Source organism: Microcoleus sp. bin48.metabat.b7b8b9.023, from assembly GCF_013299185.1.
In the GTDB taxonomy this organism is placed as follows: domain Bacteria; phylum Cyanobacteriota; class Cyanobacteriia; order Cyanobacteriales; family Microcoleaceae; genus Microcoleus.
In genome coordinates this window covers 21,298-35,169 of the sequence record NZ_JAAFKG010000006.1, presented here as the reverse complement: position 1 = coordinate 35,169, position 13,872 = coordinate 21,298, and the positions used below count along the sequence as shown (strand labels likewise).

At 46.9% G+C, this 13,872-nt stretch carries 8 protein-coding genes; 6 read left to right on the top strand and 2 right to left on the bottom strand.

What is annotated here, in order from left to right; genetic code table 11:
- Nucleotides 1-225: 225 nt before the first annotated feature.
- From QZW82_RS05470 to QZW82_RS05450, 5 genes are all read left to right on the top strand, one after another.
- Nucleotides 226-597: a photosystem I reaction center subunit IV gene (locus QZW82_RS05470; protein WP_293145774.1), complete on the top strand. Its 372-nt coding sequence runs from the start codon at nt 226-228 to the stop codon at nt 595-597.
- A 2-nt stretch (nt 598-599) separates the two neighbouring features.
- Nucleotides 600-1,559: a DNA-formamidopyrimidine glycosylase gene (locus tag QZW82_RS05465; RefSeq protein ID WP_293145771.1), complete on the top strand. Its 960-nt coding sequence runs from the start codon at nt 600-602 to the stop codon at nt 1,557-1,559.
- Nucleotides 1,560-1,761: 202 nt separating this feature from the next.
- Entirely contained in the window at nt 1,762-1,977 is a 216-nt protein-coding gene (locus tag QZW82_RS05460; protein WP_293145768.1) for an NAD(P)H-quinone oxidoreductase subunit O, read from the top strand.
- Nucleotides 1,978-2,349: 372 nt separating this feature from the next.
- Complete coding sequence (mdh, locus tag QZW82_RS05455) at nt 2,350-3,303, top strand: malate dehydrogenase (RefSeq protein ID WP_293145765.1); 954 nt, start codon at nt 2,350-2,352, stop codon at nt 3,301-3,303.
- Between the two features lie 165 nt (nt 3,304-3,468).
- Nucleotides 3,469-3,606: a hypothetical protein gene (locus tag QZW82_RS05450; protein ID WP_293145762.1), complete on the top strand. Its 138-nt coding sequence runs from the start codon at nt 3,469-3,471 to the stop codon at nt 3,604-3,606.
- 420 nt (nt 3,607-4,026) lie between these two features.
- On the opposite strand, the gene QZW82_RS05445 is transcribed toward QZW82_RS05450, so the two are convergent.
- The gene (locus tag QZW82_RS05445; RefSeq protein WP_293145759.1) at nt 4,027-4,203 is read right to left on the bottom strand and encodes a hypothetical protein; all 177 of its coding nucleotides are present in this window, start codon (nt 4,201-4,203) and stop codon (nt 4,027-4,029) included.
- Between the two features lie 457 nt (nt 4,204-4,660).
- On the opposite strand from QZW82_RS05445, the gene QZW82_RS05440 reads away from it, so the two are divergent.
- Complete coding sequence (locus tag QZW82_RS05440; protein WP_293145756.1) at nt 4,661-9,220, top strand: PAS domain S-box protein; 4,560 nt, start codon at nt 4,661-4,663, stop codon at nt 9,218-9,220.
- 466 nt (nt 9,221-9,686) lie between these two features.
- Here QZW82_RS05440 and QZW82_RS05435 read toward each other — a convergent pair whose 3' ends face one another.
- Complete coding sequence (locus QZW82_RS05435; RefSeq protein WP_293145753.1) at nt 9,687-13,634, bottom strand: EAL domain-containing protein; 3,948 nt, start codon at nt 13,632-13,634, stop codon at nt 9,687-9,689.
- Nucleotides 13,635-13,872: the final 238 nt, after the last annotated feature.

Sequence of the window (13,872 nt, the reverse complement as noted above, 5' to 3'; positions counted from 1 at the left end):
TATCAACCCGATCGCACAGCTTGCATTTAACGGATAATGTTCGTTTATTTATTTTTACCCTCCAGCGATCGCCCTCAAAACAAGTTTACTTTTCTTTACAAACCAACAACCAAAACACGTCGCCGAACACAATAATTTCGTTACAGACTTTAAATGCGTCGCGCGATCGACTAAAGTAAAAAAAATGGCTTTATCCGTTTATTCATCGCAAAGGAAACAAAGCTCATGGTTCAACGCGGTTCAACAGTCCGGATTCTCCGCAAAGAATCTTACTGGTATCAAGAAGTGGGCACCGTTGCTACGGTAGACCAAAGCGGCATTAAATACCCAGTTATCGTTCGCTTTAACACCGTAAATTATGCAGGCGTCAACACCAACAACTTCGCCCAAAGCGAATTAGTCGAAGTCGCTGGCCCCAAAGCAAAAGCATCGACCACAGCCTCCGGTGGCAAGCAAACGACGATCAACGAGAAAACTCGGAAAACCGGCAGCGGAGCAGCCCCCAACCAGCCCAAAACTTCGACCGGCAGCAAGCCCGGTGCGGAAGTTCCCGGCAGCGTCGAAGGTGCACCAAATCAAGGAACAGAACAACGCTAATTGTGCCAGAACTGCCAGAAGTTGAGACTATTTGCCGGGGTTTGAACCAACTTACCCTCGATCGCGAAATATTGGGCGGAGACGTGCTGTTAAATAGCTCGATCGCCCGCTCAATCTCTGCGACCGATTTTTTGACAAAACTCAAAGGAAAGTCGATCGCATCTTGGTACAGGCGCGGCAAATACCTCCTGGCAGAACTATCGCAATCGAGAGTGGGAGAGGGAGAGAGTGGGAGAGGGGGAGAGGGGGAGAGTGGGAGAGTGGGAGAATTCTCACCTCAAACTTTCAGTTCTTCTGTTCAATCTTCTTCCTTCTCCCTTCTGCCCTCAAACGCTGGCTGGTTGGGCGTTCACCTGCGGATGACCGGACAATTGTTGTGGGTAAACCAATCCGAACCTTTGCCCAAACACACGCGAGTTAGGTTATTCCTTGAGGGAAACCAAGAATTGCGGTTTGTAGACCAACGCACCTTCGGTCAAATGTGGTACGTCCCCTCACAAACCGAGGTTTCCAGTACAGTCACCGGCCTGAAACTCCTCGGCCCGGAACCGTTTTCCGACGAATTTACCACAGAATATTTAGCCCAAAAGCTGCACCGACGGGCGCGACCAATTAAAACAGCTTTGCTAGACCAGTCACTGGTAGCGGGTTTGGGAAATATTTACGCAGACGAAACTTTGTTTTTGTCGGGAGTGATGCCGACAACTCTGTGCGCTGATTTGACAAGAGAGCAAATCGATCGCATTCATACAGCTATTATTCAAGTTTTACAGCAGGCGATCGCAAACGGCGGCACCACATTCAGCAATTTTCTCAACGTCCAAGGCGTCAACGGTAACTACGGCGGCGTCGCTTGGGTGTACAATCGCGCCGGTCAACCCTGCCGCACTTGCTCTACAACCATCGAAAAGATAAAATTAGCAGGGCGATCGACTCATTACTGCCCCGCCTGTCAGAAATAACCAATTCCGCAACGGATTTTGTACCAGATTTCACGGATCTACCAAATCTCAGCTTCCGACTCTTCAGTCTGCGGAGGCAGACATCGTTCGTGTAGTCGCGGTTTCAACCGCCGACTCAATCAACCACCAATTCTTTTAACTGGTATTAAAGCCAAATCAGCATTAAAATTTATATACTTTTATAAACTCAATAGAGCAAATTATGGCAATCAAAAAAGGTAGCATAGTCCGCGCAATTCGCGAGAAACTCGAAAACAGTCTAGAAGCCCAAGCCAGCGACCAGCGCTTTTCCTCCTATATATTTGAAACCAAAGGCGAAGTAATGGACGTTCGCGGCGACTACGCCTTCGTTAAATTCGGCAAAGTCCCCACCCCGAATATTTGGCTGCGCCTAGACCAACTCGAAGATTTTAAGTAAACTCCAGTCGCGGAGGTAACTCTTTGGTACGTTGTTGCGCTTCAGCGCTCTTTCATATATAAAAGAGTGCTGGGCGTTGTTGCTGTAAAGGAATAAACAACTCGATGTGAAAAAATCAAACAAGCAGTCAGTCAATATAGCTGAATTTTCATGTTATCCAGTTTCATACACCGATCGAGCAATGCTGCCAAAGAGCGCTAAAGCGCAACAACATACCTAATCTAAAGAGCGCTCAAGCGCAACAACATACCCACTCAAAAGAGCGCTAAAGCGCAACAACATACCTGAGCAAAGGTAACGTAGAGTACATACAGTGCACTCGATCGCAATTAAGCTCATTCTTAAAGTCTCAAAGTTAGCATCTAAAATCGCATGAATTCCCCATCAACCCGCGTCTCAATTATTGGTGCAGGCAAAGTTGGTAGCACCTTAGCCCAACGAATTGCCGAGAAAAATCTAGCAGATGTAGTATTGCTAGATATCGTCGAAGGTTGGCCGCAAGGCGTTGCTTTGGACTTGATGCAAGCCAGGGGAGTCGAACGGCACGATCGCCAAATTGTCGGTACAAATGATTATATAGATACAGCCAACTCAAATATCATCGTCATTGCCGCCGGAATTCCGCGCAAACCCGGTATCAATCGCGAAGATTTAATTAAAATCAATGCTCAAATTGTCACAGAAGCTGCCAAACAGGCGATCGCCCATTCCCCGCAAGCAATCTTAATTGTAGTCACAAATCCCCTAGATATTATGACATATCTAGCCTGGGAAGCTTCCGGTTTGCCAAAACACCGAGTTATGGGGATGGGCGGCATTCTCGACTCCGCCCGCTTTCAAACTTTTATTGCCATGGAATTGGGCGTTTCCATTGCCCAAGTGTGCGCCACAGTCATCGGTTCCCACGGCGATTTGATGGTTCCCTTGCCGCGCTATTCTACAGTCAACGGCATTCCCATCGCTCAACTGATGGATGCAGGGGCGATCGATCGCATCGTACAGCGCACTCGCCACGGTGGCGCCGAAATAGTAGGATTGATGAAGAATTCTAGCGCCTATTTTGCACCCGCATCTTCCGCCTGTTTGATGGTAGAATCAATTTTACTCAATCAGTCGCGACTCTTGCCTTGCTCAGTTTATTTGGACGGTCAATACGGCGTGCAAGATATATTTTTAGGCGCTCCCTGCCGCTTGGGATATCAGGGCATCGAACAGATACTGGAACTCGAACTCAGCGATGCAGAAAGAGCCGCTTTTCATGATTCTGGTAAACTTGTTTTGCAAAGTATTCAGGAAGCCAAAACCATACTGAAGAATGCTGGTTAAGCAAATCAGCAGAAAGTATCCACCTTGTGCACCCGAAAAAAATGTACAGCCTCAATATTTCGGGTGAGACAATTTCATCAATAGGACTTACCAGAAAGAATTGGTTGAAAGCCTCAATCCCGATCGGGAGAAATTAAAATCAGACTATTCATTACTCCAATCCTCTTGCTTCTAGGTAGAGGTCGCTCTCCCATGGTCAACTGTCAACTGTCAACTCTCAACTCTCAACTGTCAACTGTTGAAGCAGTCTCGACTCAAGAAGCCCGGTTGATTGTTCTAACCGCTCTTGCTTTCATCACTTAATTATGTTAAGAAACTGGGTTTCTGTCTCAGCACCGATTTAACCTAAAATCCCTTGACTTTAACCGAAAATGTGATATATATATAGTTAAGTAACATATTTTCATCAAAACAGTTAAAAATCACAACAAAAGCGATCGAAAATAAAAAAGTCTTAGATAGTCGGCTTTGTTTGTTTAATTTAAGCAGAGCCTAAAAAGAAAGCCAACTGCTTGACAAAAAAGTCAGCTTGAATGAGGTGGATTTCAATAAGTTTAATAAATAGAAGCGATATCATAAAATAATTTGAAGGCCCGGAAAATAATCGAAATGATTCCATAGCTCAAAAATCTGGATTAAATCGAATTTAAAACAGATAAGTTGAGAATTCGAGAAAACTAGAAAAAACTCAAGAAAAGCCGATCGCCTAAATTAAAATAAATCTTAATAGAGGTACTCCCAACAGGATATTCGATCGCCAAACTCAGGACAACATCGATCGAGTTTGCGATAATCAGAAAAAGGTGATAATTGCAACCACAGGCGATCGGAAAAAAATGTCAACATTAGTTCAGGACTCTGGGCGCGCTTGCGCCGTGAAACCGGGTTTCTGCTTTTCACTTTCGGAGATTCCCTGATTTAATTACCTTAAGATACCGGGTTGATGAGTAAAATTCTCAATTATTGACAATTTATGCACTAGCACATCACCTATCGCCCGTTTTTACAGTAAATATACCGAGTTAAGCTCCTGGTTCGACCTCCCAATCTAGAAAAAATACGGAAATGCAGCGCGAGTAGCTGCTAAGTGCTAGGAGAAGGAGGAGAATTTGCCCTCTGCCTTCCTTTTAGATTTACAGCAACCGCGCCCGATGCTTAGGACGTTCTCGCATGGCACAAACCCTTGCGTTCGATTGTTTCTTCCTTCTGTTAACTGTTAACTGTTAACTGTCAACTGTCAACTGTCAACTGTCAACTGTCAACTGTCAACTGTTAACTGTCAACTGTCAACTGTCAACTGTCATGGGATGCTATGTACCTCGATACTAAACCGCAAAATAACTAAACAAATAACAATATGTTTCATGAATATTTGTATCAAGAAGTAACCGACTTGCGCCAAAAGCTAGCTCACCTAGAAAGAGAAATGCAGTCTCAAACCTGGTTCAAAAAGCTGCAAGCGCTGATGGGAGTGATTGGCAAAATTCGTCAATCCTTAGACTTAGAAACAATATTTAAAATTACAGCCACCGAAGTTCGGCAACTCCTAAATGCCGATCGAGTCGCCGTCTACCGCTTCATTCCCGAATCTGAGTGGAACGACGGCGAAGTAGTATCAGAAGACGTACTTCCCCAATTCAGCCCATCCCTGGGTGCAAAAGTTCACGATCACTGCTTCGGCGAACAATTTGCAGCCAACTATGCCAAAGGATACGTTCAAGCAGTCAGCGACATCTACAAAGCCCGGTTGAGCCCCTGTCACCTCAGAATCCTCAAGCGATTTCAAATTCGAGCTAACTTAGTCGTACCCCTGCTACAAGGGCAACATTTGTGGGGATTGCTGTGCATTCACTCCTGCGGCCAACCCCGCGATTGGCAAGAAGACGAAATCGAATTTGCCAAACAAGTAGGAGAACATTTAGCAGTTGCAATTTATCAGGCCGAATTGCACTCGCAAACCCAAAGACAATTAGCAGAAATCGAATCGACGCAGCAGAAACTCCGCGACAGCGAGCAAAAATATCACCAAATTCTTGACTCGATCGGCGATATGGTATTGGTCAAAGGCCCAGAATCGAAAATCGTCTGGGCAAATCAAGCATTCCGCAACTATTACGGCATGAGTCAAGAGGAACTCCAAGGCACGATAGACGCACCTTTCTCCAATCCAGACAATACTCTCCAGTACATCAAAGATGACGCTTTCGTATTTGAAACCGGACAGACTCTGCAAATTGCCGAAGAACCGGTGACGCGCTACGACTCAGAAGTGCGACTGTTTAGCACAGTCAAAACACCCATCCGCAACGAAGACGGCCAAATCACAATGACTGTCGGCGTCTCCCGCGACATGACGGAACGCAAAGCAGCAGAAGAAGCCGTCAAAGCCAGCGAAGCCCAATACCGTAGTTTGGTAGAAACCTCCCAAGACATGATTTGGTCGGTGAATGCGGAGGGGCGATACACCTTCGTCAACCCAGCAGTTAGATATATCTACGGTTACGAACCAGCAGAAATGCTCGATCGACCCTTCTCGGACTTTATGACACCAGAACAAAGCCAGAAAGATTTAGCAGTTTTCGCCCGCCTGCTTGCAGGAGAATCAGTTTTTCAGTACGAAACCACCCAAATCGCCAAAGACGGCAGCATCAAACATTTGATGTTCAACGCGATCGCCCTGTACGATGAAACCGGAAACGTCGTGGGCACCACCGGTACAGCCACCGACATTACCGATCGCAAACGGGCAGAAGCAGCATTGCAGCGTGCCAATGCAGAACTAGAAATGAGAGTAGAAGCCCGTACCGCCGAACTGCAACAGACTTTTGCCGCCCTCAGTGTCAGCGAAGGCAAGTTCCGGACGATCGCGGCCACCATCCCCGGAGCTCTGTTTCAATTTTGCAGCCGCGATGGAGTCTGGAGAGTTGACTATATGAGCGATCGCATCGCAGATATAGCCGGCATCACCGCAGCAGAAATGATGGGAAACATCGCCTCTTTCATTTCCTGCGTCCACCCCGAAGACCTCGAAAGCTTGATCGCTTCCATCAACGAAGCCGTTGAAAATACCTACCTGTGGCACTACGAAGGGCGGTTAGTCAAGCCCGATGGCGAGATTCGCTGGTGGCAAGGCGACTCAATTCCCACCCGCAGCGAAACCGGCGAAATCGTATTTTCCGGTGTATTGCTCGACATCAACGATCGCAAAGTTGCCGAAACCGCCATCCGAGAAAGCCAGCGACAGCTACAAGAAGCCCAAAGACTAGCCCACGTCGGCAATTGGGAACTCGATGCGACAACGGGAACCGTCACTTGGTCAGAGGAACTCTTCCGCATCCACGGACTCGAACCAGCGGCCACAGCACCCAGCCGAGAAGAGCAAATCGCTCTGATCCATCCAGAAGATTTAGAATTTTGGCATACAGAAGTACAGCGGGGAGTTGACTTCGGCATCCCCTTTGATTTTGACTTCCGCATTTGCCGTCCCGACGGCACCCTGCGTCACCTCAACGCCCTGGGCCGCTCCGAAACCGATGCCAGTGGCAAGGTACTAAAATTGTTCGGCACGGCGATCGACATTACCGATCGCTTCCTTGCAGAAGAAGCCCTGAGACAAGCAGCAGCCGAGTTGGAAGACAGAGTGAGCGATCGCACTGCCGAACTTTCCCAAGCAGTCACTCAGTTAGAACAAGAAATTGGCGATCGAAAACTTGCAGAAGCAGCGCTGCAAGTTTCCGAACAAAATCTGCGAACCATCTTTAATAATGTCTACGATGCTATCTTCATTCACGATGTAGAAGGAAACATTCTTGATGTCAACAATCGAATGTTAGAAATGTACGGAGTGAGCCAGGAACAAGCAACAAAATTATCAATTATCAACGACTATTCAAGCGGCGACAATCCCATAGAACAAACGGCAGAACTTTGGGCTAGAGTATTAGCTGGCGAAACAGGTCGCATGGAATGGAAAGCGAGGCGTCCCAACGACGGTTCAACTTTTGATGCAGAAATTGCCCTGTCCAAAATCAATCTTAACGGCAATGTTAACATCATTGCCAATGTACGAGATATTAGCGATCGAAAACAGGCAGAATTAGAACTGCAACGCGCTCAAAAATTTATGGAATCAGTCCTCAAAACCATACCCGTAGGAGTAGTTGCCAAGGAGGCCAAAGAGTTGCGATTTGTACTGTGGAACCCCGCAGCCGAAACTTTGCTCGGTTTCAGTGCAGCAGAAGTTATGGGCAAAAATGATTACGACTTTTTCCCCACAGAACAAGCCGATCTTTTCACCGCCAAAGACCGGGAAGTGCTCGACAGCAGGCAGATGGTAGAAATCGCCGAAGAAGATATTCAAACAGGCCAAGGAGAATCGCGGATATTTCATACCAAGAAAACATCCATACTCGATGCTGATGGCACACCGCAATATCTATTAGCTATTACCGAAGATATTACCGATCGCAAACGAGCAGAAATTGCCTTGAGGCGATCGTCAGCCCAACTCAAGCAGCAAGCCGAGCGAGAAAAATTGCTCAACAGTCTCACCGCTCAAATCCGCAATTCCCTGGACTTCGACAGCATTGTTACAGTCGCCGTTAAGGAAATTCGTGCTTTCCTGAAGATCGATCGGTGCAACTTTGCCTGGTATCGCGAAGACGGGGAGGAGCCTTTCTGGGAAATTATTAAAGAATCTCGCCGTACCCAACTTCCCGATTTAAGAGGTCGCTATCTGGCTTGCGACTTAGGCCCTGTGGCCGAACAACTCTTGCATATGGAAATGCTGCGGGTGGATGATGTCGAAACAGTCGCAGATCCTGCTTGGAAACAAACCATTCAAGCGATGGGCTACCAGTCTGTATTAGCCATCCCCATGCAGGCACTTTCCGGGGTAATGAGCGCAATTACCTGCTGCAACAGCAATGTTGTGCGGCCCTGGAGCGATAGCGAAGTCGAATTGTTGCAAGCGATTACAGTTCAATTGGCGATCGCCCTCAACCAAGCCGAACTTTACGCCCAAACTCGCAATAAAGCTCGCGAATTAGAGCAAACCTTGCTGCAATTAACCAGCGCTCAATCGCAGTTAATTCAAAGCGAAAAAATGTCATCTCTCGGTCAACTCGTCGCAGGAGTTGCCCACGAAATTAACAATCCAGTTAACTTTATTTACGGCAATCTCAGCCACGCTAACGAATATACTCAAGACTTGCTGCACCTGATCGAACTTTACCAAAACTACTATCCCGATCCAGTGCCGGAAATTCAACAAGAAGTCGAAGCAATTGAACTCGAATTTCTAATGGATGACTTACCGAAACTGCTTTCCTCAATGAAAGTTGGTGCAGACAGAATTCAGCTCATCGTTGCATCTCTACGCACATTCTCCCGCATGGACGAAGCAGAAATGAAAGCCGTCAACATCCACGACGGTATAGATAGCACTCTGATGATTTTGCAGCACCGGGTCAAAGCAAAACCGAATTCTCCCGAAATAGAGGTGATCAAAGAATACGGTCAATTGCCGTTAGTAGAATGTTATGCCGGACAGCTAAATCAAGTGTTTATGAATATCTTGAGCAATGCTTTAGATGCTTTGGAAGAAAGAGATGCGCGGCTTTCTGTCGAGCAAATGCGGGAAAATCCCAGCTCGATCCGCATCTGGACTGAAATGCCAAAACCCGATCGAATATTAGTTCGGATTGCTGACAACGGCCCGGGCATGACAGAGACTGTCCGCAATCAACTTTTTAACCCATTTTTCACCACTAAACCTGTGGGGAAAGGCACTGGGATGGGCTTGTCAATTAGCTATCAAATTGTTACAGACAGACACAACGGCTCGTTGAAATGCACTTCTGCGCCGGGAGAGGGTGCCCAATTTGCGATCGAGATTCCGCTCAAAGCTAATCGCTAATCCTAGGTACGTTGTTGCGCTTAAGCGCTCTCGATCTATGAAAGAGCGCTTAAGCGCAACAACATACCTAAAAGTTAATTTCTAGGTATCTCATTCCTAACCGCTTCTAACAACCTATCTAAATCTACTCATGAACAGCTTTCACTAGAGTCAGTCCAAGTCTGCGGTGTAACTTCCTCAATGTAAAAAGTAGCGCATCACTGCTTGCTTACTGCTCGGCTTGGGCTCAACAGTAGGCTTGACCACAATTCCCCCGACGCGAGTTTGCGACTTTGAGGTAAAAATATTGAATTGTAGTTAATGATTCATTCGTGCCTGGTGTTTGTTCGGTTGTCACACCAACTAAGCCGGGAGCAACTCGCATGAATCAAGCGCAAATGAATTATACAGCTATTGTCACCAGTTTTCAAATTCTGGGTAAATGAGTAAATTTAGGTAGAAATAGACAGATTTCTTGAAACAGATGTTAACCCGACTTCATATTGCCCAAATTTATCAGCATTTCTGTCACTGCGCCGCTGTCCAAAGGTTTAGAAAACAAATATCCCTGAGCTAATTCGCAGTCGAGTGCCCGAAGCTGGGCTAACTGTTCGGCTGTCTCCACACCTTCGGCGATCGCATTTAATCCCAAATTGTGAGCCAAAGTTACGATCGCCCGCACAATCTGCAAAGGCTGACCCCCACCGTTGCCGTTTTCGAGCGCCCCCAAGCGACTCACAAAAGATCGATCGATCTTCAGCGTATCCAGCGGAAAGCGGTGCAAGTAACTCAAAGACGAATAGCCCGTACCAAAATCGTCGATCGACAATCGAATATTTCTACCTTTTAATTGGGCAAGTACAATATTAGCTTTAGCCACATTTTCTACGATCGCGCTTTCAGTGATTTCCAATTTTAAACAATTCGGAGCGCAGCCAGTTTCTGCCAATATTTCATCTATATGTTCGATTAAATTCGCCATTCCTAACTGCTTAGGAGAAATATTGACACTCATTGTTAATTTTGAAGGATCGACAATTGATAACTCGGAATTGGGAATTGGGCATTGGGCATTGGGCATTGGGCATTGGGCATCGGGCATCGGGCATCGGCCAAACAGGGCATCGGGCATCGGGCATTGCCGAACTTCCTGCTTCCTTGTATTAGTTAAATCCGTTACATCCGTTACATCCGCTACAAAATCCGCTGCCGAACTTCCTTCTTCCATCAACATTTCTTGCCAAACGCGCAATTGTCGGCAAGCTTCGCGCAGCACCCAGGCTCCCAGAGGCACGATCAAGCCTGTTTCTTCAGCTACAGGAATAAAAGTAGACGGCGGCACTAGACCCCGAATCGGGTGCTGCCAGCGCACCAAAGCCTCAAAACCTTCGATCGCACCGCTGGCGAGGGAAAAAATTGGTTGGTAGTGCACAATAAAGTGCGAACATTCATCCTTACTTTTCCCTAATTCCTCCTTACCAAAAATAGCTAACCGCAGGTCTGTTTCTAACTGCAAGAGGGAGATAGTTTGGTCGTGCATCGCCAAATTAAACACCTCGTGGCGGGCTTTACCCAAAGCTTTAGCACGGTACATAGCAATATCAGCATCGCGCAGGAATTCTTCGGGATGGCTGTATAAAGCACTCTGCTGGCCGTTCAACTCGTCACTTTCTACTATTCCTAACTCACCTCGACTGAAAACAATCCCAATGCTAGCGGTGGTAAATACTTCATGCCCTTCGAGGTTAAACGGAATCTTCAGTTCTGTTTGTATCCTGTTAGCTGCTAGGGTGGCGTCGCTGAAGCTCTGAATGCGGTCTAGCAGAATGGTAAATTCGTCTCCCCCCAACCGGGCGACTGTATCGGAAACGCGCACGCAATCCTGAAGTCGCTGCCCTAGGGCAATTAGCAGTTTATCCCCAAGAATGTGTCCTAAAGAATCATTAACTATTTTGAAGCGGTCTAAATCTAGGAACAAAACGGCAAATTTGTAATCTGGGGAATGTTTGGAACGGCGGATCGCTTGTCCTAGCCTGTCGATGAACAAAAGGCGGTTAGGTAAACCCGTCAGCGAATCGTGAAAGGCGCCGTGCAGTAGTTGCTGTTCTACTCGCTTGCGCTCGGTGACATCTCTGATAATAATTTGGGCGGCGGCTGAGCCTTGATAAATAGCGGGGATGCCGGCAACTTCAACGTCTATGATTTGTCCGTCAAGCCGGATCAATTTTTCTTCGGCAAGCTCGATCGGCTGATTTTCTTCCTCGACTTGTCTCATCCGTTCTCTGGCTTTTTCGACATAGTTTGGATGAACCATATTCAATACCGGAAAGCCGATGAGCTCTGCCGGAGAGCTGGCGCCGAGGAGTTTAGCGCCGGCGGCATTGATGTAGGCGATTTTTCCTTGACTGTGAACGGCGATCGCTTCGGGAGATAGTTCTACTAAACGGCGATAGCGTTCTTCACTTTCTTGGAGAGATACTATCAGCTCGCAGCGCTCTTGTTCGGCTCGCTGGCGTTCGACTTCCATTCTGTGAAGTGCCAGAAATTTACCGATGCTTTGAGCCATCAGTTCTATGATTTCTCTGGCCTGCGATTCAAAATTTTCATGTCGGGCTTTTTGCGAACAAAAGCTCAAAGTACCATAAATTTTATCGTTGATAAATATCGGTGTGCCAATGTATGATTCTATGCTCAAATCTTGATAAACTTGATAGTCGCCCGTTTTCAGTATTTCTTTGATGTGAGAACACGCCATGGTTTTTTGGGATTTGATTACTGCTGCACAGTAAGTATCGCTAAGATTTAATTTTAATCCTTTGTTAAAATATTTGATGTTGCTTTTGACGGAGCGAATCAGAAAAGATTGACCTTCAACTTGAGCAATAATACCAATAGAGAGTCCAAAAATTAAACAGCCTGCTGTCAGATAATCATCAACCAGTTCTTGAAAGTTTTGATAGTGATAAGTTGTAATCCGGTGCAAGTGTTTGAGGTTGGCACTGAATGTCGCTAAATCTTGAGACTTTAAAAATAATTCTTCTTCCGAGCGCTGGCGGTCGGTTACATCGGTTTGAACTGCAATAAAGTGAGTTAAGTGTCGCCGAGAGTTGTATACGGGAGCAATAGAAAGTTCGTTCCAAAAAGGTGTTCCATCTTTCCGAAAATTAGGCAAGATAACTTGGCATTCTTTCCCTTCTTGAATGGCAGTTTGCAGCTCTTTTGCGGCAGGGCAATTGGTGTTTTTTCCCTGTAAAAATCGGCAATTTTGACCAATTAATTCCTCTCTGCTATAACCGGTGATCCGCTCAAAACTGGGATTGATATAAATAATTGGATTATCTGCAACTGTGGCGTCGGCGATCGCAATGCCGTTGCTGGTACTCTCGATCGCCCGTTCCATCATTTGCAAGCGCTCTTGCGATCGAATGCGATCGATCGCCGCAGCTAACAGATTGGCGATCGCTTCTACAAAATAAACGTCATCCTGGTTAAAAACCCGCTCTTGCTTGCTGTGCACCCCCAAAATGCCCCAGACAGCCGACTCAGCAGTCTTCCCAGGTTCTGCTTGTCCCCAGTTCTTTTTCGCCTGTCCCCGATTTCCGGGAACGATCGCAGTGACGCCGCTGACAGCCTGGTGGTTGTGCAGCAGTGGCGACTCGCTAAAGCGGGTTTCTACTCGCAAATCTGCGACGATTATCGGTTCACCAACTAGCAATGTGTAACCTGCTTGCGATCGACTAGAAGCGGTAACAGTAGCGTTACCGACAAGTCCGGGCTGCCAGCCAATCCCCGCTCGCAACAGAAAAGCATGGCCAGAAGGCAACAGTTCCAGAAACTGGCAATACTCAACATCTAGGGTTTGGGCAATTAATACCGCAGCTTTTTCCATCAGTGCGGACAAATCTGTTTCTACCAGAGCCTGCTGCCCCAAGTAAGCGACGGCCGCTTGCTGGCGGGCCCGCAAGTGGATTGACGCGAGCAATTCCTGCTCTTTGGCGGTGGCTAGCTTGCGCTCGGTAATGTCGCAAAACACCGACAGTACCGTTTTTTCTGACAGTAATGTCAAATACCGCATGGATACAGTGGCCCAAAACAGGGTACCGTCAGCTTTTTTGAGGCGGACTTCTGTCTCGCGGACGTATCCATTGCGAGCGAGATCCTCCAGTAGTTGCTGGCGTTCTGCGGGATTGTTGTAGAGGATGGAGGCTGGCTGGCGGTCGATCGACACAAATGCTCTCAGACCGAAAGCCTGACGGCATAAATCGTTGCTATAAAGAATTGTGCCGTCAGGTAGACTGCTAACGATCATGGGCATCGGCATCGAATTGGCGATCGTCAGCAGCAATTCTTTGGTTTCTTGCAATTCTTCGTACAAGTCTGGCTTGGCGGCACAGCCCTGACAGTCTTCACCGTTTTCAGGGATAAAACTTTCCATTTTTTAATTGATCCATTTCTGCGGACAATTTTTGTCAAATTGTGGTTAGTGACGATTTCAGGCGATTTTTAGACGTAGAGGACGATCGACAGTACCTCGTACCACATTCATCTTAACCAAAACAATGCAACTCAGCAGTCCAAAACTGCTCGGATCGAGTTTTAGGTAGACTGCCGGCGGAGCTCGCATCTGTCTGTGGTAGGAAAATGTACAGTTTCTGAACTTGCGTTAAATTTTC